The 21,335-nt window shown below is 70.7% G+C and carries 26 protein-coding genes; 15 read left to right on the top strand and 11 right to left on the bottom strand.

Annotated features, from left to right (window positions below; translation table 11 throughout):
- The first annotated feature begins 174 nt into the window (after positions 1-174).
- The 9 genes from AB1673_08405 to AB1673_08445 all read left to right on the top strand — a co-directional run bounded on the left by AB1673_08405 (position 175) and on the right by AB1673_08445 (position 5,353).
- Entirely contained in the window at positions 175-963 is a 789-nt protein-coding gene (locus AB1673_08405; GenBank protein ID MEW6153991.1) for a hypothetical protein, read from the top strand.
- Between the two features lie 153 nt (positions 964-1,116).
- On the top strand, positions 1,117-2,259 hold the full coding sequence (locus AB1673_08410; protein ID MEW6153992.1) for a serine hydrolase domain-containing protein: 1,143 nt from the start codon (positions 1,117-1,119) through the stop codon (positions 2,257-2,259).
- 90 nt (positions 2,260-2,349) lie between these two features.
- Positions 2,350-2,586 carry a hypothetical protein gene (locus AB1673_08415; protein MEW6153993.1) on the top strand — a complete coding sequence of 79 codons (237 nt, stop codon included), beginning with the start codon at positions 2,350-2,352 and terminating at the stop codon, positions 2,584-2,586.
- Positions 2,583-2,948, top strand: coding sequence for a DsrE family protein (locus tag AB1673_08420; protein ID MEW6153994.1), 366 nt, complete (start codon positions 2,583-2,585; stop codon positions 2,946-2,948). Before AB1673_08415 ends, AB1673_08420 begins: the two co-directional genes overlap by 4 nt.
- A gap of 4 nt (positions 2,949-2,952) precedes the next feature.
- On the top strand, positions 2,953-3,552 hold the full coding sequence (locus AB1673_08425; protein MEW6153995.1) for a sigma-70 family RNA polymerase sigma factor: 600 nt from the start codon (positions 2,953-2,955) through the stop codon (positions 3,550-3,552).
- Positions 3,549-3,788: a zf-HC2 domain-containing protein gene (locus AB1673_08430; GenBank protein MEW6153996.1), complete on the top strand. Its 240-nt coding sequence runs from the start codon at positions 3,549-3,551 to the stop codon at positions 3,786-3,788. Before AB1673_08425 ends, AB1673_08430 begins: the two co-directional genes overlap by 4 nt.
- Entirely contained in the window at positions 3,785-4,363 is a 579-nt protein-coding gene (locus tag AB1673_08435; GenBank protein MEW6153997.1) for a methyltransferase domain-containing protein, read from the top strand. Before AB1673_08430 ends, AB1673_08435 begins: the two co-directional genes overlap by 4 nt.
- Positions 4,364-4,375: 12 nt before the next feature.
- Positions 4,376-4,582, top strand: coding sequence for a hypothetical protein (locus AB1673_08440; protein MEW6153998.1), 207 nt, complete (start codon positions 4,376-4,378; stop codon positions 4,580-4,582).
- 276 nt (positions 4,583-4,858) lie between these two features.
- Complete coding sequence (locus AB1673_08445; protein MEW6153999.1) at positions 4,859-5,353, top strand: DUF2505 family protein; 495 nt, start codon at positions 4,859-4,861, stop codon at positions 5,351-5,353.
- An 87-nt stretch (positions 5,354-5,440) separates the two neighbouring features.
- Here the strand turns inward: AB1673_08445 and AB1673_08450 are convergent, their stop codons facing one another.
- Complete coding sequence (locus AB1673_08450; GenBank protein ID MEW6154000.1) at positions 5,441-6,538, bottom strand: calcium/sodium antiporter; 1,098 nt, start codon at positions 6,536-6,538, stop codon at positions 5,441-5,443.
- 170 nt (positions 6,539-6,708) lie between these two features.
- Positions 6,709-7,113, bottom strand: coding sequence for a heavy metal-responsive transcriptional regulator (locus tag AB1673_08455; GenBank protein ID MEW6154001.1), 405 nt, complete (start codon positions 7,111-7,113; stop codon positions 6,709-6,711).
- Between the two features lie 55 nt (positions 7,114-7,168).
- Here AB1673_08455 and AB1673_08460 point away from each other — a divergent pair, with 55 nt between their 5' ends.
- Both AB1673_08460 and AB1673_08465 read left to right on the top strand, forming a co-directional pair.
- Positions 7,169-7,444: a thioredoxin family protein gene (locus AB1673_08460; GenBank protein ID MEW6154002.1), complete on the top strand. Its 276-nt coding sequence runs from the start codon at positions 7,169-7,171 to the stop codon at positions 7,442-7,444.
- 41 nt (positions 7,445-7,485) lie between these two features.
- The gene (locus AB1673_08465; GenBank protein ID MEW6154003.1) at positions 7,486-8,304 is read left to right on the top strand and encodes a PPK2 family polyphosphate kinase; all 819 of its coding nucleotides are present in this window, start codon (positions 7,486-7,488) and stop codon (positions 8,302-8,304) included.
- A gap of 9 nt (positions 8,305-8,313) precedes the next feature.
- Here the strand turns inward: AB1673_08465 and AB1673_08470 are convergent, their stop codons facing one another.
- Both AB1673_08470 and AB1673_08475 read right to left on the bottom strand, forming a co-directional pair.
- Positions 8,314-8,847, bottom strand: a complete 534-nt coding sequence (locus AB1673_08470; protein MEW6154004.1) for a hypothetical protein — start codon at positions 8,845-8,847, stop codon at positions 8,314-8,316.
- A 149-nt stretch (positions 8,848-8,996) separates the two neighbouring features.
- Positions 8,997-10,019 carry a L,D-transpeptidase family protein gene (locus tag AB1673_08475; protein ID MEW6154005.1) on the bottom strand — a complete coding sequence of 341 codons (1,023 nt, stop codon included), beginning with the start codon at positions 10,017-10,019 and terminating at the stop codon, positions 8,997-8,999.
- Between the two features lie 135 nt (positions 10,020-10,154).
- On the opposite strand from AB1673_08475, the gene AB1673_08480 reads away from it, so the two are divergent.
- The 3 genes from AB1673_08480 to AB1673_08490 all read left to right on the top strand — a co-directional run bounded on the left by AB1673_08480 (position 10,155) and on the right by AB1673_08490 (position 12,470).
- A complete protein-coding gene (locus AB1673_08480) occupies positions 10,155-11,696 on the top strand; it encodes a helicase HerA-like domain-containing protein (GenBank protein MEW6154006.1) in 1,542 nt (513 codons plus the stop codon).
- Between the two features lie 63 nt (positions 11,697-11,759).
- Positions 11,760-12,071 (top strand): YegP family protein, encoded by a 312-nt coding sequence (locus AB1673_08485; protein MEW6154007.1) that lies wholly within the window; start codon positions 11,760-11,762, stop codon positions 12,069-12,071.
- 177 nt (positions 12,072-12,248) lie between these two features.
- On the top strand, positions 12,249-12,470 hold the full coding sequence (locus tag AB1673_08490) for a hypothetical protein (protein ID MEW6154008.1): 222 nt from the start codon (positions 12,249-12,251) through the stop codon (positions 12,468-12,470).
- A 184-nt stretch (positions 12,471-12,654) separates the two neighbouring features.
- Here AB1673_08490 and AB1673_08495 read toward each other — a convergent pair whose 3' ends face one another.
- The 4 genes from AB1673_08495 to AB1673_08510 are packed head-to-tail and all read right to left on the bottom strand — an operon-like array spanning position 12,655 to position 15,364.
- Positions 12,655-13,473 carry an AAA family ATPase gene (locus AB1673_08495; GenBank protein MEW6154009.1) on the bottom strand — a complete coding sequence of 273 codons (819 nt, stop codon included), beginning with the start codon at positions 13,471-13,473 and terminating at the stop codon, positions 12,655-12,657.
- Positions 13,470-13,625, bottom strand: coding sequence for a hypothetical protein (locus tag AB1673_08500; protein MEW6154010.1), 156 nt, complete (start codon positions 13,623-13,625; stop codon positions 13,470-13,472). Before AB1673_08500 ends, AB1673_08495 begins: the two co-directional genes overlap by 4 nt.
- Before the next feature lie 45 nt (positions 13,626-13,670).
- Positions 13,671-14,816, bottom strand: coding sequence for a class I SAM-dependent methyltransferase (locus tag AB1673_08505; protein MEW6154011.1), 1,146 nt, complete (start codon positions 14,814-14,816; stop codon positions 13,671-13,673).
- 23 nt (positions 14,817-14,839) lie between these two features.
- On the bottom strand, positions 14,840-15,364 hold the full coding sequence (locus tag AB1673_08510) for a hypothetical protein (GenBank protein ID MEW6154012.1): 525 nt from the start codon (positions 15,362-15,364) through the stop codon (positions 14,840-14,842).
- Between the two features lie 211 nt (positions 15,365-15,575).
- Here AB1673_08510 and AB1673_08515 point away from each other — a divergent pair, with 211 nt between their 5' ends.
- The gene (locus tag AB1673_08515) at positions 15,576-17,549 is read left to right on the top strand and encodes a PhoX family phosphatase (GenBank protein ID MEW6154013.1); all 1,974 of its coding nucleotides are present in this window, start codon (positions 15,576-15,578) and stop codon (positions 17,547-17,549) included.
- 170 nt (positions 17,550-17,719) lie between these two features.
- On the opposite strand, the gene AB1673_08520 is transcribed toward AB1673_08515, so the two are convergent.
- The 3 genes from AB1673_08520 to AB1673_08530 all read right to left on the bottom strand — a co-directional run bounded on the left by AB1673_08520 (position 17,720) and on the right by AB1673_08530 (position 21,284).
- Positions 17,720-19,219: a DUF6544 family protein gene (locus AB1673_08520; GenBank protein MEW6154014.1), complete on the bottom strand. Its 1,500-nt coding sequence runs from the start codon at positions 19,217-19,219 to the stop codon at positions 17,720-17,722.
- 64 nt (positions 19,220-19,283) lie between these two features.
- Positions 19,284-20,351 carry a hypothetical protein gene (locus tag AB1673_08525; protein MEW6154015.1) on the bottom strand — a complete coding sequence of 356 codons (1,068 nt, stop codon included), beginning with the start codon at positions 20,349-20,351 and terminating at the stop codon, positions 19,284-19,286.
- A 120-nt stretch (positions 20,352-20,471) separates the two neighbouring features.
- The gene (locus tag AB1673_08530) at positions 20,472-21,284 is read right to left on the bottom strand and encodes a hypothetical protein (GenBank protein MEW6154016.1); all 813 of its coding nucleotides are present in this window, start codon (positions 21,282-21,284) and stop codon (positions 20,472-20,474) included.
- Positions 21,285-21,335: the final 51 nt, after the last annotated feature.

Here is a 21,335-nt window from a genome sequence, read left to right on the forward strand (position 1 = left end):
GAACACGAAGTAGGGCCCATGGCGCACCTGCCGTAACAGCCTTCACACCTCGGCATCTTGGCGGACGACCGAGCTTCCCGTCGCGCCGGAGGCCGTCCTGGACCCGTCGTTCGGGCACGTTGGCACGTTGCACCGACTCGTTGGACCAGCGAGTGCCCGTGATGCTTTGATCTGATGATGCCGCTCGTGTCGATCGATGGGTTCCCGTTTGCGGTTAGTGCGAGCGTTGGCACGGAGGAACGGGCGCGTGCTCTCGCGGCAAGGGCAGTGTTGGCGCTCGACTGGCACGTCGAACAGCTCGGTTGGCGGCCCCAGCTCCGGCTGACCGTGTCCGATGGCGATGACTGGCCCGATGTCGCTCCGGTTCCGATCTACGGTGTGCCCCAGACCTGGGTCGACCACACGATCATCGCAGCCGGCGAGGCACCGCTCTTCGCCGAGGTGAGCGCCGACCTCCTCTCCCTCGCTCCGCCCGCGATGTCCGACCGGCTCCGCGACACCTACGGCGACCCGCCGGTCCTCGTCGGCTACTTCGACCAGTACCTGCCCCACGAGTTGGTGCACCTCTTCTGCGAGCAGGTGCCCGTCGCCCCGGCGCCGCTGTGGATCGTCGAACTCTTCTGCAACCTCGGGATGGTCGGCTACCTCGCAGAGTGCGAACCGGGCACGCTGCCGCTGCTGCGTGTCGCTGCCGACGCATCGGCCCACATCCCCATCAGCGAGCGTCCCATCCATGACCTCGCCGACATGGAGCGGTCGTTCGATGCCGGCCAGCTGGCCTTTGGCTGGTACATCCTCCGTCTCACCGCGCTGGCGGACCGGCTCTGGCATACCGCAGGTAGAGGGTTCTACCGTGCGATCTACGACCGGCTGCTGCAGGCCGACAAGCCGATCGTCGTTGCCGATCTCGAAGCGCTCGACCCTGCGGTCGGACCAGCGCTCGTCGCCTGGCCGAACGTCTGAGGGAAGCGGGCCTCGGCAGACGGACGACCAGCCATCTTCAGCGTGCCGTTCTGCTCATCCTCACTGAACCGTTTGCTGGACGCGATGGCGCGCCCGTGATTTCTGAGTGAGGCTTCAGTGGGCCGGTACACCCGACGCTGGAGGTCTCACCGAATGAAACCGCCTACCGGGGAGGAGATGGTCCCGCTCATGCGGTCGCTGTTGGAGCGGCTCGGTCGTCGGCGGGGTGTCCGTCATGTCGCCCTCGGCGCGTGCACGCTCGACGGGCTCTGGGAGTGGGTGGGTGCCTGCGGCACGGCCGACCGGGCCGGTACGCCGATGGGTGCCGACACCCCATGGCTCATCGCCAGCGTCACCAAGCTCTATGTCGCGGCGGTGATCCTACGGCTGCACGAGGCGGGCCGCCTCCGGGTCGACGAGCCAGCAGTCAAGTACCTTCCCGGAGAGTTCCTCACGGGCCTCCACGTTCTCGAGGGGACTGATTTCACTGACGAGATCACCGCCGTTCAACTGCTCGGGCATCTCAGCGGGCTGCCCGACTACCTCACCGAGAAGCCAGCGGGCGGCCAGAGCCTGATCGACGAGGTGATCGCAGGCCCCGACCTGAGCTGGACGCCAGCCGGCGCGGTCAGGCGGGCGCGCGACCGGCTTTCACCTTACTTCCGTCCGTCGGCCCCCGGCAGCACGCGCCCCAAGATCCGCTACAGCGACACGAACTACCAGCTACTTGTCGTCATGGCCGAGCATGTCACCGGGAAGCCGATGGCGACCCTGTACCAGGAGATGCTGTTCGAGCCCCTGGCGCTGGGCGACACGTGGCTACCGGGGGCCCGCTCGGCGGGGTCGGTCCCCGCTCCCGCGACCGTGTGGCTCGGGCCACGTCCTTTCGACGACCGCCCTCTGGCGCTCGCCTCCGTCGGCGACCTCTACAGCACCACCCACGACCTACTGCGCTTCGGGCGTGGCCTGTTCGAGGGGGAGGTGTTCGAGCACCCCCGCACGTTGGGGCTCATGAGTGAACGGTTCAACCGGTTCGGCTTCCCGCGCCGGCTGTCCAACGTCCGCGCCCCCAGCTGGCCGATCGAGTACGGGCTCGGGCTCATGAGGTTCGAACTCGGCCGGTTGCTCGCCGGCGGGCTAAGGCTGCCGCCTCTCATGGGCCACACAGGTTCCACGGGTTCCTGGCTGTGGTACCTCCCCGACCACGGCGCCCTGGTCGCAGGGACGGTGGACCAGGCGACGGGAGCCGCGGTTCCCTTCCGTGCCGTCCCTCGCGCTCTAAGCAGCCTTACCTGACTGGCGCCGGCGGACGGGGTCGCCATGCAATCGGGCGGGGCCTGGGTTCGTCTCTACTGGGTGGACGGAGCGGCGCGAGGAGGGCCGGAGATGGGTACCGAGCACGTGTTCGATGCGGGCGACCTGGGGTGTGGCACCGGCCTGCCCCGGGAGTTCCTGCGCCGGGTGCGGGCCATCCCCGTGGGCGACTCGCTGCGGACGATCGTGTCCGACGCCGCCAGCCGGGAGGACCTCCCGGCGCTGGCCCGGATGCTGGGCCAGACCGTCCGTTCCATCGAGGACCAAGCCGACGGGCGGTTGGCCATAACCGTGGAGAGGACGAAATGAGCGAGAGGATCCTGTTCAACTGCACGCACGGCAAAGAGGAGGCGGAGCGGGCCACGCTGCCCTTCGTGGCCGCCAATGTGGCCGCCATCGCCGGCCAGGAGGCGGTCGTGGTGTGCACGATCGACGCCGTGTGGCTGGGCACGGCCGGGGGCACCGACGGCGTACAGGCCCCTGGCCTTCCAGCATTGTCCGACCTCTACACCGAGTTCGTGGACAACGGTGGCCAGGTCTGGCTGTGCGGGGCCTGCACCAAGCCTCGGGGCATCACCGAGGACCACGTCAGCAAGGGGACGACGATCGTCGGTGCCGCCCGGGTCATCGAAGAGGTCGTGGCCGGCGCCAAGACCCTGGCCTTTGCCTGAGCCGGTGGGCCCGACTGCCGCGCACACGGCCCTCGACGCCGAGAGCCGCGAGCAGTTCCGGGCGCTGGCCACGGCCGAGCTGCCCAGGCTCTATGCCATTGCCCGCCGCCTGGTGGGCGACGACGCCGAGGACGCCGTCCAGGACTGCCTGCTCAAGGCGTTCCGCGCCTTCGGCCGCCTGGACGCACGGGACGCGGCCCCGGCCTGGTTCGTCACCATCCTGGTCAACTGCTGCCGAGACCGGGGGCGGGCCAAGGTCCGCCACCCCGACGAGGTGGAGCTGGAGGAGGTGGAACGGTTCTCCCTCTTCCGCACCATCGCCGACGAGGACCCGTTCCCTTACTCCGACACGCTCCATCTGGACTTCCTCGAACGCTTCGGTGCCGAGGACCTCCACGCCGTACTGGCCGGGCTCCCTGACATCTACCGGGTGCCCCTCGTGCTCGTTCACATGTACGGCTTCCCGACCAGGGACGTGGCGGCCGTCGTCGATGCCCCCCGGGGCACGGTGCTGGCCCGCCTCCACCGGGGCCGCAAGCTCCTGGAGAAACGCCTGTGGGAGTACGCCCGCGACAACGGGCTCCTGAAAGAAGGAACACGATGATCAGCTGTTCAGAAGCGGTCCGCCAGCTCTGGGAGTTCCTGGAGAACGAGCTGCCCGAGAGCGATCGCGCCAAGGTCGACGAGCACCTCGGCGCCTGCCTGCGGTGCTGTGGCGAGGCCGAGTTCGCCGGTGAACTTCGGGAGTTCATCGCCGAGCGCGGCAAGGACGAGTCGCTGCCGCCCGAAGTGCGGACCGCCCTGTTGTCCACCCTCGACTCGATCATGGAGGCTCCATGACAACCGACATGCTCCACACCGAAGACCGCAAGACCATCGTGCGTGAGGCCTATCAAGCGGTCACCTCGACCGGTGGCGCGGTGGCCTGCAAGCTCTACGGCGACAGCCAGCTCTCGCTGGTGCCGGCGCCGGCTCGGGACATGGCCCTGGGGGTCGCCAACCACATGGCCTTCGCCGACATCCGCCCCGGCGATCACGTCCTCGACATCGGCTGTGGGGGAGGCATCGACACGGTCCTGGCCGCCTCGTCGGCCGCTCCCGACGGCGTGGTCCACGCCCTCGACTTCCTGCCCGAGATGCTGGCCCGCACCCAGCGGGCAGCGGCCGAGGCCGGGCTGTCCGAGGTCGTGCGCACGGCGGAGGGGGAGATGGAATCCCTACCCCTGCCCGACGCCAGCGTCGACGTGATCGTCTCCAACGGGGTGATCAACCTGTCGCCCCGCAAGTCCCGGGTGTTCGCCGAGTGCGCCCGGGTCATGCGGCCCGGGGGCCGGTTCTGTGTGAGCGACATCACCATCGTCGAGGAGCAGCTCCCGCCCGAGGTGCTGGTGCACCCGGCGGCGTGGGCCGGTTGAGTGTCCGGTGCCTTGGCGGAGCGTGACTTCGTCGAAAAGCTCGAGAAGGCCGGTTTCGTCGACGTGGAGATCGTGGCTCGTGAGCCCCGGTCGATCGACGACTTCTCCCTCTACCCGCTGTTCACTCCCGAACTGCTCGACCTCATGCGCCGCCTCATCCCGCCCGAGCAGCAGGGGTCGGTGGCCACCGCCGTGGTGGTGACCGCCCGCCGCGCCTGACCGCCGGGCGGCTGCCGAGGGCGCGAGGAGGGCCTTGAGGGCGGCCAGGTCCTTGCGGTGGGCCGGGCGCATGGCGGCGGCCATCATCGGGGCAAAGACCTTGGCGGGCCCGGCCGGTTCCCCCCGGTTGCGTGGAGCCCTCCGGGTGCCGTTGTCCTCGGCCCCCGCCCTCGGGCCCTACTTCAGATCGGGCCCAAGCCTCACTGCCCCTGAACCCGGCGCGGGTCCTCGCCAGGGGTGGCCGCCCCGCCGCCTCCGGCGGGCCACAATGGGGGCGTGCGGTTCACGGTGGAGCAGCGGTTCGGAGCGGCGGTCGAGGACGTGGAGGCGGCCTTCCTCGACGCCGACCTGCTGGCCCGCCTCGCCGGGCTCCCGTCGCTGGGGCGACCCGAGCTGCTCGACCAGCACGATGACGGCCACCTGGTGCGCCAGCGGGTGCGCTACCGGTTCACGGGCCGCCTGTCGCCAGCGGCCGCGGCCATAGTCGACCCTGACCGGCTGACGTGGGTGCAAGAGGCCGTCCACGACCGACGGGCCCACCGCACCGAGATCTCGGTCCGGCCCGACCACTACGCCGACCGCCTCCGGTGCGAGGGGACGATCGAGTTGCACCCGCTGGCCGGTGGGTCCCTGCGGGTCACCGAGGGTGACCTCGACGTGCGGGCGCCGCTGATGGCGGCGCGGGTCGAACGGGCCATCGTCGCCGGCCTCACCGACCACGCCCATGCCGAGGTGGAGATCGTCGAGCGCTGGTTGGCCCAGCGGACCTGACGCGGGCAGGTACGAGTGGAACCGCCCCGTGTGCCAGTCGCACCCCTTTACGGTGACCGGCGCGACGGGGCCCCGTAGGTTCGTCGATCAGCGCAGGGCTTGCTCGGGGATGGGGTGGTGGCGGTCGCGCCACGCGGTCACGAGGACCACCACCACTGCCAGCGGCACAGCCGCGAACCAGACGATGTCGGCATACCAGCCGGGTGCGCCGTCGTCGCTCGAGTTCCACACCAGGTAGGTGACGTAGACGATGTAGGCGACGACGAAGCCGAAGCCTTCATAGCGATGCATGAGGTTGCGGCCGGAGAAGAACACCGGCAGGCAGATGGCGGCGACGAGGATCATCACCGGGACATCGACATCCTGCACGAACGACGACGCCTGTAGCTCGTTCCTGCCGACGAGGCCTGACAGGCCGAGCACCCCGAGGATGTTGAAGATGTTGCTGCCGACCACGTTGCCCACTGCGATGTCGCGCTCGCCCTTGATCGTGGCCAGCACGGAGGTCGCCAGCTCGGGCAGCGAAGTCCCTGCTGCCACGATCGTCAGTCCGATGACGAGCTCGGAGAGCCCGAAGCCTTCGGCGATCTCGACGGCGCTGCCGACCATCCAGTCTGAGCCGACCACCAGGAGCACGAGACCGCCCACGATGTAGCCGACGTTGACGTACCAGGGCGACGGGACCTCGGGTGGTTCGGCTCCAGGCGCCGACATCTCCTGAGCGGCCGCGCTCTCCCTCCGGCTGGCGCGTATGGCCCACACCGTGTACCCGATCACTCCTGCGAACAGGACCGCCGCTTCCCAACGAGCGATCCTGCCGTCGAGGACGAACAGCCACAGCAGGGCTGAGACGCCGATCATCAACGGCACCTCGATGCGCACGAGACGCCACGAGATCACCAGCGGCATGACGAGAGCGCACACGCCGAGGATGAGCAGGATGTTGAAGATGTTGCTGCCGACGACGTTCCCGATGGCGATGTCGGAGGCACCGTCACGGACGGCCGACACGCTCACCGCCATCTCGGGCGAACTGGTGCCGAAGGCCACCACGGTGAGCCCGACGACCAGGGGCGAGATCCCGACCGACAACGCGATCCGAGACGCACCCCGCACGAGCCCCTCCGCCCCGGCCGCGAGCAGGACCAAGCCTGCGATCAGCATGGCGACCGTCATCGCGTCCATGGGCGAGGACGATAGAGGATGGTCGCCATCGATCGGCCGAACACCCGATGATCGAGCGAGAGACCGGCGCGGGCCCGTCCCGCCCCGGCGCAGCACCGACGGACGGCCAGGCCGCACGCTGTCAGGCTGGCGTTGCCCGAGAGCGGCGGCTCCTCACCGGTCAGTCAGGCTCATATCGGTCCGAAACCGCCCGGCCCGGCGTGTTCGATGACCGGGCAATAGCGGGCGGGGGCCTCGGGCGCGGAGGCCAGCAGGCGGGCCAGGTCGTCACGCAGGCGGGCCATCTCGGCCATGCGGCCCTCGATCTCGCTCACCTGGCGCTGGAGGACCGTGGCCACGTAGGCACAGGGCGGCTCGCCCCGGTCGCGCAGGGCGATCACCTCGCGTACCTCGTCGAGGGTGAGGCCGTAGCGCTGGGCGGCCCGTACGAAAGCGAGCCGCTCGGCGTCGGCCTCGCCGTAGGTGCGGTAGCCCGAAGGCGTGCGGGCTGGTTCGGGCAGCACGCCGATCGACTCGTAGTAGCGGACTGCCTTGGTCGTCACCCCCGCCCGCGTGGCCAGCTCACCGATACGCACCGTCCCAGCCTAGCCCTTGACCTTCCAGCTAACTGGAAGGTGTAGGTTCAGTCCCATGAGCGATGACCCCACGACTGCGGTGCGCCGTGTCGAAGTGTTCAGTGCCGGCTGCCCGGTGTGCGACACGACCGTGGCCGAGCTGACCGCCCTCATCGACGGCCGCCACCAGCTCGTCGTCCACGATCTCCACGGCGACGCCGAGGCTGCCGACCGAGCCAGGTCCTACGGCGTGCGCACGGTGCCCGCGGTGGTGGTCGACGGCTCGCTGCTGGCCTGCTGCCGCAACACCGGTCCCACCGCCGACGAGCTGGCGGCCGCCGGCCTTACCTGACCGCCCGGGCCCGGCCGAAGCCGGCCCGCTACGGTCTGGCGATGGCAACCGAGAGTGAGCGCTGGCTGGTCCGGCCCGGTGAACAGGTCGATCTGGGTTCGGTCGATACGCGCTCGACGGCCGGGGCACCCGGTGACAAGGACGAGACGTCGGCCACTTTCGCCGACCTCGACGTGCGGCTGGCCGGGCTCCAGGAGCGCCTGTGGGCCGAGCGCCGGCAGTCGCTGCTGCTCGTGCTCCAGGCCATGGACGCGGGCGGCAAGGACGGGACGGCCAAGCACCTCCTGAGGCCCGTCCATCCCATCGGTTGCCGGGCCGTGTCCTTCCGGGTGCCCAGCGCCGAGGAGGCGGCCCACGACTTCCTGTGGCGGGTGCACAAGCGCACCCCGGCCAAGGGCGAGATCGTCGTGTTCAACCGGTCCCACTACGAGGACGTGCTGGTCGTGCGGGTGCACAGCCTGGTCCCCGAGGAGGTGTGGCGGCCCCGCTACCGGCTGATCAGCGACTTCGAGGCCAACCTGGCGGCCGCTGGCACCAAGGTGGTCAAGGTCTTCCTCCACGTCTCGCGCGAGGAGCAGGCCCGGCGCTTCCATGACCGGCTGGTCGACCCCACCAAGCGATGGAAGTTCCGAGCCGGCGACCTCGACGACCGGGCGCGCTGGGACGACTTCCGGGCCGCCTACACCGAGGCCATCGAGCGGACCACTACCGAGGCGTCGCCGTGGTACGTGGTGCCCGCCGACCGCAAGTGGTACCGCAACTGGGCAGTGAGCAACATCGTGATCGAGACCCTGGAAGCCATGGCCCCCGCCTACCCGCCCGGTGAGGAGGGGATCGAGGACGTCGTCGTGCCGCCCTAGGGCGAGCCCTCAGCCGACCCGCCGTACCCCGAGGTGGACGTGGTCGAAGTGGCCCGACGTGAGCCACAGCAACTGGAAGCGGTAGCCGTCGACCACCTTCACGAGGTTGCCGCCCGACCAGCCCGGCTCGCCCAAGGCCGAGGCTATGCGTTGGGCCGCGGTCTCGGTGGCGGCCGTGGGGTGGTTCACGCCCCGCACGGCCAGGTCGACGGCCCACGAGTCGTTGCGGGTGTGGTGATGGTCGGACGTGCCCGGCCCCCAGGTGCGGCCCCATGACGAGGTGACCACCAGGGGATGGTTGCGCTCCAGGGCCAGGGCCGCCAGGTAGTCGGCGAGGGCTTCGGTGCCTTGGTTGCGGCCACCGGGGGCGAACCACTCGTCGGGGCTGGTGGGCACGACCACCGGTGGGGCGGGCACGATCTCGGCGAAGGCGACGGGCTGGGCGGCCGCCCTCTCGGCCCACCAGATGGCGGCCGGCAAGGTCGTGACTGTCATGGCCCCGGCGGCCAGGCACGCTCCTGCTGACGAGAACGTCAGCACCACGGCCGCGCGACAGCCGCGGCCCATCCTCCTACCCCTCAACGCGAACCCCCCCACTACGGCCGGTAGCTACCTCGCTCCGGTAAGTGGGGACACGCTAGAGCGCGCGTACAGCTATATCCAGATTTTCAATAGAGATGGAAGCGGACCATCTACGGGGTCGAGGTAGCCGAGGTCGGAGCGGACAGGGCAGGCCCGCCCGTCGTGGTGGTGGTCGAGGGCGGCACCGTCGTCGTCTGGGGCGGCGTGGTGGTGGTCGTGGTCTCGGGAACGTCTGCCGGGGGCGGGGGGGCCGGGTCGGCCTGGGGGATCGGAGCGTCGGGGGGCGGGGGCACGTCGCTGGCCGCGGGGGCGTCGCCCACCACGTACACAGCCATGCCCGTCGGGGTCTGGGCGAAGAAGCTCTCGTGGGAGTACATCGGGATGCGCACGCAGCCGTGGGACGCGGGCGAGGCGGGGATCGAGGGCGAGCCATGGATGGCGATCCCCCCGTAGAAGTAGCTCGGGCTCCACAGCTGGCCCAGGGGGCTGACCTCCAGGCCCAGGGCCTTGCGCCCGATGCGGAACGAACCGGTGGGCGTGATGGCGTCGCCGCACATGCCGTTCTCGCAGTAGGCCACACCGTTGCCGGTCGAGACGGGCAGGATGCGGGCCAGCGATCCCCCCTGGTAGAGGAACAGCACCTGGCGGTCGAGGTCGATCTCCACGCGGTCGGCTTCCCCCCAGGGCACGACCGGCCCGGGCCTCGATGCCCCGGCCAGGGCCTCGCGCAAGGCCGGGCTGTCCTCACCGGTGCGGGCCAGGCCCTCGACCCGCTGGAAGGCGAGGATCGTGTAGTAGGTGCGGGTGCCGGCCAGGCCGTCGATGGGCCCGATGTCGTAGCCCAGGTCAGCCAGTTGTTGCTGCATCTGCCGTACCGACTCCACCGGCTCGGGGCGGGGCGCTGCCTCGGTGGTCGTGGTTGTCTCGGGCGGCACCGTAGTCGTGGTGGTCGGCGCCGTGGTCGTGGGGCGGGCCGTTGTCGAGGTCGACGTGGCCGCGCTGGCCACCTGGCGGCGGCTGCCGGCGTCGGAGTCGCGGTTGGCCAGCGCGTAGGAGCCCCCGCCTATCACCAGGAGGAGGCCACCACCGGCGGCGAGAGCCTTGAGGGCTCGGCTTCGGAGTACGCCGTTCATATGTCCTTGGACTGTCGGGGAAGTGGATTGGTTCCGTCCGGAACCGGTACTGCCAAGTCACGGTAGCGGCTGGCGCGGCCGCTGCCAACAGGGATCTGGCGACCGCCGGTGGCCCCGGGTGGCTACGTTCAGGCTATGGCCAACGACGATTTCAGCGCCCGTATCAGCCAGGCGTACGCCGCTAGTGGCCCGGTGGTCGACCTCGGCCGGGGCATGCTGGGCGGGGTGACCCATCCCGGGGCGGCCGTCCAGGTGCCTGCGGCCATGTGCAACCGGCACGGGCTGATCGCCGGGGCCACGGGCACCGGCAAGACCAAGACCCTCCAGCTCATGGCCGAGCAGCTCTCTTCGATCGGCGTGCCCGTGTTCGTCTCGGACATCAAGGGCGACCTGACGGGTCTGGTGGAGCCGGGTGCCCCCAGCGACCGGGTGGCCCAGCGGGTGGACGACCTGGGCATCGAGTGGGGCCCGTCCGGGTTCCCGGTGACCTTCCTCTCCCTGGGTGGCCTCGGCCCGGGTGTGCCGGTGCGGGCGACGGTGTCGTCCTTCGGCCCCCAACTGCTGGCCAAGGTCCTCGACGCCAACGAGACCCAGGCCTCTTCGCTGTCGCTGGTGTTCCGCTACGCCGACGACAACGGTCTGGCCCTGCTCGACCTCGACGACCTACGCGAGGTGCTGAAGTTCCTCACCAGTGCCGACGGCAAGGCCGACCTGGCCGACATCGGGGGCCTCTCGTCGGCCACCGCCGGAGTGCTGCTGCGCAAGATCGTGGAACTGGAGGACCAGGGCGGGGATGCGTTCTTCGGCGAGCCCGAGATCGAGGTGGCCGACCTGCTGCGCATCGCGCCGGACGGCCGGGGTGTCATCTCCTGTCTCGAACTGGCGGCCGTACAGGACAAGCCCCGGCTCTTCTCGACGTTCCTCATGTGGCTGCTGGCCGAGCTGTTCCAGGAGCTCCCCGAGGTCGGCGATCTCGACAAGCCGAAGCTGGCCTTCTTCTTCGACGAGGCCCACCTGCTGTTCAACGGGGCCTCCAAGTCGTTCCTCGACTCGGTGGCCCAGACGGTGCGCCTCATCCGTTCCAAGGGTGTGGGCGTGTTCTTCGTGACCCAGCTCCCCGACGATGTGCCCGCCGACGTCCTCAGCCAGCTCGGCAACCGGGTGCAGCACGCCCTGCGGGCGTTCACGCCCCGCGACGCCAAGGCCCTGAAGGCGGCCGTGACGACCTATCCCCGGACGAAGGACTACGACCTCGAGCAGGAGCTGACCCAGCTGGGCACGGGCGAGGCCATGATCACGATCCTCTCCGAGCGGGGCGCGCCCACCCCGGTGGTGTGGACCAAGCTGCGCCCGCCCCAGTCGCTCATGGCCGCGGTCGATGCCGCCGAGGTCGACCGGCTGGGCCGGGCCAGCGAGCTGTGGCCCCGGTACGCCCAGGAGATCGACCGGGTCTCGGCGCGCGAGGTTCTGGCCGCACGGCTGGCCGAAGCGGCCGCGGCCAAGGCCGAAGTACCCCGCGAGCAACCCGCGCCCCGCCCGCCCGCCCAGCCCAAGTCGGCCCGCAAGGCCAAGGACGGGGACAACGCGGTGGTCGGGTACTTGAAGTCGCGCGAAGGCCGTTCGATGATCAACACCGTTGCCCGAGGCGTCTTCAGCGTCCTTTCCAAGCGGCGCTGACTATGCTTCGCAACGCCCCAAGCGGCCGGGGGGTGCGGGCGGCGCTGACACAGGGAGGATCGCATGCCGGGCAAGTTCGTGGTTAAGAAGGGCACAACGGGGAAGTTCCGCTTCAACCTGTTGTCGACCAATGGCCAGGTGGTGGCCACCAGCGAGGCTTACAACTCCAAAGCTTCGTGCATGGGCGGCATCAAGTCGGTGCGCTCACTAGCGGCCGACGCCGTGTTGGAGGACCAGACGACCAAGGAGTGGGCGGCTGGCGAGGAGGAGCGCAAGGCGGCCGCCGCCAAGAAGACTGCGGCCAAGCGCAAGGCTGCGGCCAAGAAGGCAGCCGCCACGCGAGCTGCGGCCAAGAAGGCGGCGCCCTCGTCCTGAGGAGCGGCGGGGGGCCGGCTGGGAAGGGAAGACCTGGTGGGCGGGATCACCAGGCTTGCCGGGTGGGGGGCTCTCCTCCGGCCCCCGCCACTCCTTGATGCCAGGATGATCGGCGCGCTGAGGCTCTGACTTGAGCCCTTGTTGGAACTCACCGCTGGGGCGTTAGGGTCGGGGCCAGTGCTGGCCCAGACGCTGTTCCTTGGCGACAACCTTCTGCCCCTGCTCGTGCTCGCCTTGGGCGCCGCCCTGTTGGTCGGCAACGGGCTGGCGCTCGTCCGCCCTCCTCGCGAGACCAAGGCCGGCGAGCTCAACCGGGCCCCGGTCGGCCGGAGCGTGACCATGGCGCTTGTCGGGGTGGTGGCCGCCATCTGGGCGTTGGCCAGCCTGCTGTCCGGTTGACGGTCTAGTTTCTGCGGCGTGACACTCCCCAGCCGTGGGGCTCTTCACGTGCGGGTCGAAGGTTTCGATATGCCGGGCCGGAGCGATCACCTGTCGCGTGCGGATGACTGACGCCTACGGCAACCCCCGGTCCGCCCGGGCGCGGCCTCCCGACGCGATATGGACCGCCCGGCCTGCTCAGCCGTCAGGCGTCGCGTAGCTCCAGCAGCCGGCGCTCGATGCGCTCGCGCTCGGCAATGAGGGCGTTGCGCTCTTCGTCGGGCGACTCGATGAAGTCGATGATGCGCTCGACGGCCTGGCGGACGGCCGGCGCCTCCGACGCCGTCAGGGCAGTGCCACGGCGATCGGCCAGGGGCACGTCGCCGTCCCAGGGGACGATGGCGGCCAGGGGCACGCCGAACTCGGCGGCCACCTTCTCGTAGAACTCCGCGTCCTGGGGCAGCTTGGCCTTGTTGCCCACCCCGGCGATGCGAGGGATTCCCAGCTCGTGGGCCAACTCGATCGTGCGGGCGGCCGTAAGGATCGACTTACGCGTCGGCTCCATGATCATCAGCATCACGTCGGCGTAGGCCAGGGTGCCACCCGAGCGGCTCAGGTGCTCGAGGCCGGCCTCCATGTCGACCAGGGTTACGTCGGCCATCTCCTCGATGGCCGACCCCAGGATGCTGCGCACGGCCGCATGGCTGGTGCACGTGCACCCGGCGCCCGCCTGGTCGACCCGCATGGCGTGCATGAGGGTCACGCCCGAGGGCGTGGGCAGGCCGAACACCTCTACAAGACGCTCAGGGGTCCACTGGGCCATGCCGCCCACGGCCAGCTCCCGGGGCACGATGGGGGCGCTGTTGGCCGTGTCCTCGTCAAGCCCCAAGCTCATGGCCAGGTTGGGATTGGAGTCGGTGTCGATGGCCAGCACCCGCTGGCCCCGGCCCCGGAACCCCAGGCAGATCAGCGAGGACAGGGTGGTCTTGCCGACCCCGCCCTTGCCGACGATGCCGACCTTCACCGGGACCCGGCCGAGACAGGCTCGAGGCTACGCAAACGCTCCTCGACAGCCGCCCGCCGGGCCTCGAGGCCTCGCACCACGTCGGCCGTGGTCGTCGGTTCGGGCCGGCAGCAGCCGCAGCTCCCGTCGGTGGTCGTCGTGTCCTCTGCCATCTAGGCCTCCTCACCCGCAGCGACGTGCTACCAGTACATTCTTGCTCACCTTGGCAGCTTCGTCGCCACGTACATGTAGCTGACCCAGTTGTCGCCAGTAGACCGGTCGGGCAGGGCGGCCACGACGCGCCCCCCGGCAGCGGCCACGACCGCCTCCACGTCTTCGCGGGGGACGGCGTGCATCTCGAACCCCGGGTTCTCGACGGTCGGGCCTACAGCCTCGGCTACCGGGCGTCCCGACACTGTGACCGGTACCGAGAGCGGGGGGCTGCCTCGGTCGGAGAACCAGGCGACGTCCTCTTGGACGAGGTCCAACACGAGCTGGTAGCGGCCCGGCACCCGGGGGGCCTCCACGGCCAGTTCGACCTTCACCGTCTGGTCCGGCGCCAGGTCGCGCGGAAGGGTCTCGCGCCCGTCATCGCGGCGTACCACCCGTCCGCCGTCGGCCCTCCACTGGTTGGCCACACGCACCCCGAGCCGGCCGTCGGCTGTGCCCGCCACGGGCCACGCCCACGCGCTGGCGTTGCCCACCAGCAGGCTGATCCTCCGCCGGGCCCCAGGGCGGAACCGCCGCCTCGGGCTCAGCATCTCGATCGTGGCCCGGAAGGCCTCGTAGGGGAGGGCATCGGCGTTGCGAGTCTGGCCCGGCTTCAGCGGGGGAGCCTGGCGTTCGGCCGGGACCTGGAACACGGCGGTACCCCCGGGGCGGAGCACCCTCACGAACTCGCCGAGGTAGCCCAGGCTGGCCGCCGGGGGCATGTGCTGGAGGACGATGTTGGAGTACACCAGGTCGAACTTGCCCTCCTCGAACAACCGGAGGTTGGGCTCGATGTTCAGGTGGTAGTGGCAGCGGTCGCCGGCCCGGTTGTAGCGCCGGGCGTGTTCGATCATCGGCTCGGCGATGTCGACCCCGTGGGCCGTCCCGAAGTGGGCGGCCAGGGGCTGGGTGAGCCGGCCCACGCCACATCCGAAGTCGAGACACGTCTCGCGGCCGACCTCCAGGCCGAGGTCCGCCAAGCGGGCGAGGAGCTCGCTTATCTCCCTCTCGCCGGACCGGAAGAACTCCCGTTCGTCCCAGCGGCCTCCCTGCTTACCGGGCTGGCTGAGGATGGCCCATAGCGGGTCATCCTCAGCCAGCCGTGTCCAGGCTTGGCGGACGGCGTCGAGATCGGCGACCGGCTCCCTATCCACTGGGAGCCCATGCTAGGGCGGCGCTACTGGACGATGATCTGGCCGTACATCCCTTGGGTGAAGTGCGGCGCGCCGCCGGGGACGTCGGGGGGCCCGTCGCCCGAGGCCTGCGCGGCCTGGATGTAGGCATCGGGGTCGGCGCCGATGGGGATGGCGCACAGGATCAAGTAGCGGCCCCGTTCGGTCAGCTTGCCGTCGCCCACGGCCGCGATCTGGTCACCCCCCGGTGCCCGCAGCAGCACCATCGCCGGCGGCCCGGTGAACAGGGCTTCGATCTCGGCCTCGGGTAGGCGGATGAGGTCATCGACCGAGCGCTGCTCGCTGTCGGGTAGCCGCACGGCCACCAGCTCGTGGAGCTCGACGCTCGACGAGTTGACCAGCTCCAATGTGGCCCCCGACTCGACGGTGGCCGGCAGGTTCTCGAAGCGGTAGTCGGCGGCGGTGACCGTGTGAGTGCCCGGCCCGTCGTCCCCGCAGGCAGCCACGCCAGCAGCCACCGCCAGCGTGCCCACGATCGCGCCCAGCCGGCGCAAGGTCGTCTTCTTCACGTTGTCCCTCCCAGGTCGGCGCTGTAGTAGCACTCGATCGGCGAACAGCCAGCCTATAGGCGTCAAACATCTATGCCAATGGTGCTAGCACCCCCTCTCGGAGTGCGTACCACCACTCCCTTCGGCCAGCCCCGAGAATCCAACGGGCGTTCCCGGCCCGTTCACGAGCGGGCCACCTCTACGAAAGGTGGCCTTTCTACGGTCCTCGACCGTGAACGACACCGACGACATCGGCTCCAACCCCACCACCAACGTCCATCTCGACGACCTGATCAGGGCGCGGCTCAACCGCCGCCAGGTGATGACCGGAGGCATCGCCGCAGCTGCGGTCGGGTTCTTCGGCCGTAGCCTGGCGCCGGCCCCGGCAGCTGGAGCCACAACGGCTCGCCCCGCGGGCCGGGGCCGGCCCGGCCGGCTGGTTAGCTTCACCCCTGTCCCCACGAGCACCGACGACACGGTGCACGTGCCGCCCGGTTACACGTGGTCGGTGCTGGTGCCCTGGGGTACACCCCTGTTCGCAGCCAGCGCGCCGTGGGCCAAGGACGGGTCGAACACGGCCAGCGAGCAGGAAGGCCAAGTCGGGTTCAACCACGACGGGATGCACTACTTCCCGCTCGGCCAAGGCCCGGCCGGCAACCGCCACGGCCTGCTGGTGCTCAACCACGAGTACACCGACGACACCCAGATCTACACCGCCGCCCAGGCAAGCGCGATAACGGGCGACGCCGCCGGCCGTGAGAAGGTGGCCAAGGCCTTGGCCGCGCACGGGGTCTGTGTTGTCGAGGTGCGCCAGCGCGACGATGGCCAGTGGGAGCACGTGCAGGGATCGCCCTTCAACCGGCGGGTGACGGGGACCACCCCGATGGCTTTCAGCGGGCCGGTGAGCGCCAGCCACCCCATGCTGGCATCGGAGCTGGGCAACCCCCCGACCGGCACCCTCAACAACTGCGCCCACGGCCACACCCCGTGGGGCACCTACCTGGCCTGCGAGGAGAACTGGAACGGCTACTTCGGCACCGACGACCCTGGTTGGACGAGAACGCCTCTCGAGGCCCGCTACGGGGTCACCGCCACCGGGTTCGGCTACAACTGGCACCGGGCCGAGCCTCGCTTCGACGTCTCCCAGAACCGTAGTGAGCTGAACCACTTCGGGTGGGTCGTGGAGATCGACCCCATGGCGCCGGGGTCGGTGCCGGTCAAGCGCACTGCCCTCGGGCGCTTCAAGCACGAGGGGGCCCTGGTCACCGAGCACGCCGGACGGGTCGTCGTCTACAGCGGCGACGACGAGAACGGCGACTACCTCTACAAGTTCGTCGGGGACGCCCCTTGGCAGGCCGTTCGGGCGCGCGGCCTCAGCCCGCTCGACGAGGGGACCCTCCACGTGGCCCGCTTCGGCGAGGACGGCACGGGTGTGTGGATGGCGCTGGTCCATGGAGCGCCCGGGCTGACCGCCAGCGACGGGTTCGCCGATCAGGCCGACGTGCTCATCCGTACCCGGCAGGCGGCTGACGCCGTCGGGGCGACCCGCCTGCACCGGCCCGAATGGGTGGCGGCCAACTCCCGCACAGGCGACGTGTTCGTGACGCTCACCAATGGGTCGGTGAACAGCGGGGCGGCGGTGAACAGCGGGCGGTCGCCCAACAACTACGGCCACGTCGTGAGGCTGCGCGAGCCGTCGCACCGGCCCCACGTGCTCACCTTCGACTGGGACGTGTTCCTGTTCGCCGGCGACCCCGAGTACACGGCCCTGGGGGGCACCAAGGTGCCCGCTGACCAGCCCCTGTTCGGGTCACCCGACGGGATCTGGTGCGACCCCGACGGTCGGGTGTGGGTGCAGACCGACATCTCCAACAGTGCCCAGAACCTGGCCAGCCGGGGCTACGACCGCATCGGCAACAACCAGATGCTGGTGGCCGACCCCGACAGCGGCGAGGTAAAGAGGTTCCTGACCGGGCCCCGGGGCTGTGAGATCACCGGGGTGATCACCACCCCCGACCAGCGGACGATGTTCGTGAACGTCCAGCACCCGGGCGAGTCGACCTCATTCTGGAACGCCATCGGCGGTGCCCCGACGACCGACAACCCCCGCTCGGTCAGTAATTGGCCTGACCACGACCCCGGGGGCCGCCCCCGCTCGGCCACGCTGGTCATCCGCCGCGCCGACGGTGGGAAGGTGGGCACCTGAGGGGCGCGGGCGGCGGCTCCCCAGTTGTCCCGGCCGTGCGGCTTCAGGTTGAGGCCGGGGAGCCGACCAGCCGCGTGCTGATGGCTTCGATGTGGCGGTGGGTGGGTGCCGCAGCCTCCGAGGACGGTGAGCTCGGGCAGGGGCCTGGCGGAGGCGGGCGTACCGTTCAGCTAGGTCCTCGGGGTCGCCGGCGCCGGATGAGGGGTACGGGGCTCGGCCTCCGCTCGGGCCTTGAGGCCTCGCAGCATCTGCTTCTCCATCACGAACGACACGGGCTCCACGAGGCGCCACAGAGGGGCTTGGCGGCGTGGGTAGGCCGTGCGCTGGCGCACGAGCAGGCGCGTGCTACGCCCGCCGCCCGCCGGGCGGAGCTCCCATTGCCACGACGAGGCTGCGGGGGCCGGGCCGTCGCCGTCGCCGTCGGGCGCTTGGGCGGCCAAGACCAGCGCGTTGGGCGGGGCCGACTCCACGACCCGGAAGGCGGGGTAGCCCTCGGGCCCCAGCCGCACCACGTCGCCGGCCCGCAGGTCTTGGTGCTCTTGCAGGATCCGGTCGGCGCTGTGGATGTCGCAGCCCACGAGGTTCTCCAGGCCGTCGTAGCTGTAGAGCCCGCCCCGGCCGTGGCCGATCTGGACGAGCCATGGCCAGACGGCCTCGGGCGGGGCGTCGATGGTTACGGCCCGGGTGGATTGCAGGCGGGGCCCGACGACCAGGTCGTCGCCCGGCATAGGCGCTCGGCACTCGTCACTGGTCGCTCCCCAGCTCGCGAACCGGCGGTGCAGGAAGGGCGCGCCGACGATGGCTCCCAAGACCTGGGCCGCGCCTCCCGCCTCGTGCCCCAGGCGCCGACCGCGCCCCGGTGGCGCCGGGGCCACGTCGTAGTCGACGCTCGTGAACGACCACTCCACGTAGGGGAACGTTCCCCCGAGCGAGGTGGGTAGGTGCCAGACGGCCCGTCCTCCGGTCGGTCGGGGCCGGCCCTCGACCATGGTCCAGCCGTCGACGGGTGTCGTCCACTCGGCCTGAACGAGCCCACCGGGGAGGTCGGCGTACCGGTCGTCGGTACTGAAGTCACGGGGCCGGTCGTCGTCACCGAGCTCCACCTGCCCGGTCACCCGACGACCGCCGTCGGAGAGGGTGACCGTAAAGCTCGCCGGACCGGTCTGGGCCCACTCGACGTCCGCTCCCAGCAGCATCGAGGGTGCCAGCAGGACGGCGTCGTTCAGCCAGGTGACCAGTTCGCCGCCGTCGAGCTCTGGGCCCTCGGCGCGGGCGACGGGGATGACCCCGAGCAACCTCCCCGCCATCCGCCCCGTCCCCTCGACATAGGTGTCGCCGCCCAGCATGGGTACCAGGCCTGCGAAGTCGATGCGCATCCTGAACAGCCGGGCGATCGGGGTGGTGCGGTTGTACTGCCAGGCGACGGCCGGCATCCAAGCCTGGCCGGGGCGCATGCGGAACCGCCCGGCGAACCGAGCCCGCAGGGACCACACAGGCGGGCGACCGACCACCCCCATGGCCCGCATGTAACGCTGGACGACCGGCGGCAGGCCGTCGAGGTCGGCCTCGAGTACCGGCCGGTCAGCCCCGGGGCTGGCGGCAAAGCGAGCAGCACGCTCCGCCCGCGCCAGGGCTCGCCTTGTCAGGGTGCCGCGCGCCGGAAGGTGCATAGAGCCACTCTGATGCACCGGGCGGCGGTCGCCAAGGGCCGTTGGTCCCCTTGGACCGGTGGCTTCAGTCGCCGGCCACGTAGAAGACCCAGTCGCCGGTGGCAGTGATGCCCACCCGGAGGCCGGCGTAGCTCCCGAACTGGGCGAAGCCGGCGAAGTCCTCGTCGTCATAGAGCGGCCGCAGGGCCTCGCGGTCGGCGACCGGGACGGCCGCCCACGAGTCGTAGGCGAAGGCCGAGGGCCACACGTACTGGTCGGTGGGCCCGGCCGGCCGGGAGGCCGAGGGAGCCCCCAGCAGGTGGACGAGCGGTCCCAGCACCGGCCTACCGCCCTCCTCGGCATCCCGCCAGAACCCGGCCGGGTCCTCGCCGCCCCCGAAGCTGTAGACGAACTGAGCCGCGCCGGCCTGGGCCAGCTCGGCCAGTTCGTCGTAGTCGCACTCCAAGGCGGCGTCGAGGATGGCGGCCCGCATCTCGGCCACGGCCGCGGGCAGGCCCGGTTGAGGGGCCGGCCGGGTCGCGCCGGAGGCCGAGCATCCCTCCTCGGTAGCCAGCAGCCTCACGGTGGACACCATCGAGTCGAGCACATCGACGTTGCCCTCGAAGGTACCGGCGGTGGCCACGTCGGTGGTGGTGGCGATGACCGTACGGGGGCCGTGGTCGACGTACCAGCTGACGCCCCGCACCCCCGGTCCCAGCAGGCCCTGGCCGGTCGAGCGGGTCTCGGCCCTCACCGCCGGCCGCCCGTCCACCTGGGCTTCCCGGCGGTCGAGCACCTCGACCGATATGTTGCCCGAGGGCCCGGGGGCGATGTCACCGAGGCGCTGTTGGGCCACCTGGAAGTGGACGGCGATGCCGGTGGCCTCACTGGCCTCCGGAAGGGTGAAGGGCTCGGGGTGGAAGTACCGGCACGGCGACGGCCGATCAGGGGCGTTGGTGTGCCAACCGCCAGGGAACTCCACGCGGTAGGCCCCGGCCGCCGTGCATTCCTGGGGCCCGGCCCCGTTGACGGGCGGCCGGTCCTGCGTCGTCGAGGTGTTCGTGCCCGGACCGCTCCCCTGGTCGGTGGTATCCCCGCAGGCGGCGGCCACCACCAAGAGGGCGGCCGCCATCAACGCGGTCATCTTGGCCATCGGCCGCCGACCGTCCGGACACGGGTCAGTTCCCACGGCCGCCATCTGTACCCCAGCAGGCCCGAGTTGTCCCCCCGTGGGCCGTCATGTCGACAAGCCGTAACACGGCCCGTCCTTTTCCTACGGCAGCAGGAGGGTGACGGTGGGGGTGACCAGGGCCGTCGACCCGGAGTTCTGGACACGTATGGCGGCGGCCGCACCGGGGGGAGCCACCGTGCCGCTCATACGCGTGTCGGCCGCGCTCGACTCGGTCTGGACCGGCTCTCCGTCGCGGAGCAGTTCGAGCTGGCCGGCCGAGACCGTCCCACCGAACTGGGGGATGGCGACCCACGACAGGGCGGCCTGGAACTCGCCGGTCGTGGCGGCCGGGGTCATGGCGAACGTGGGCCGGCCCGCACCCTCGCCGGCGGCTATCTGGGGGAGCCGCACGCTGACCTCGCGCGACCCGGCCGAGTAACGGACCGTCAGTTGCTCGATGGCCGCCGAGTTCCCTTCGGGCCCCGGGCCGACGACCCCCACCTGGGCGATCTCGATCCCCGAGGCGGCCTGGCCCAGCTCGATGGTCACCGCCTCGCCGTTCTGGGGCATGCGGCAGGTGGCCCCCAACATGCGCGCTGCCAGCTCGCGGGCCTGGCACACGGAGATCACCCGGTTGGGTGACGGCAGACCGGCGAGGGTGACCGAGGCGCTCGGGACACCGGGCGGCAGCAGGACCCGCATGCCGCTGTCGGAGTCCTCGGAGTTGATGAGCCGCACCTCGGTGACCCGCAGGGTGAGCTCTGTGACCGGACCGGTGGGGGCGGCCGTGGTCGTCGTCGGGGCGGCCGTGGTCGTGGTGGAGGTAGCCGACGCGTCGCCACCACCACCGCCCCCACAGGCGGCCGTCGCCAGGGAGATCGCCGCCAGCAGAGTGATCCTCGTGAACCGGCCCATCGGGGCAGGGTAGCCCGGCCGTCGCGGTGCTCCCGGCCTCTGCCCCCCGGG

It is taken from the genome of Actinomycetota bacterium (genome assembly GCA_040754375.1).
Taxonomy (GTDB): Bacteria; Actinomycetota; Acidimicrobiia; order Acidimicrobiales; family AC-14; genus JBFMCT01.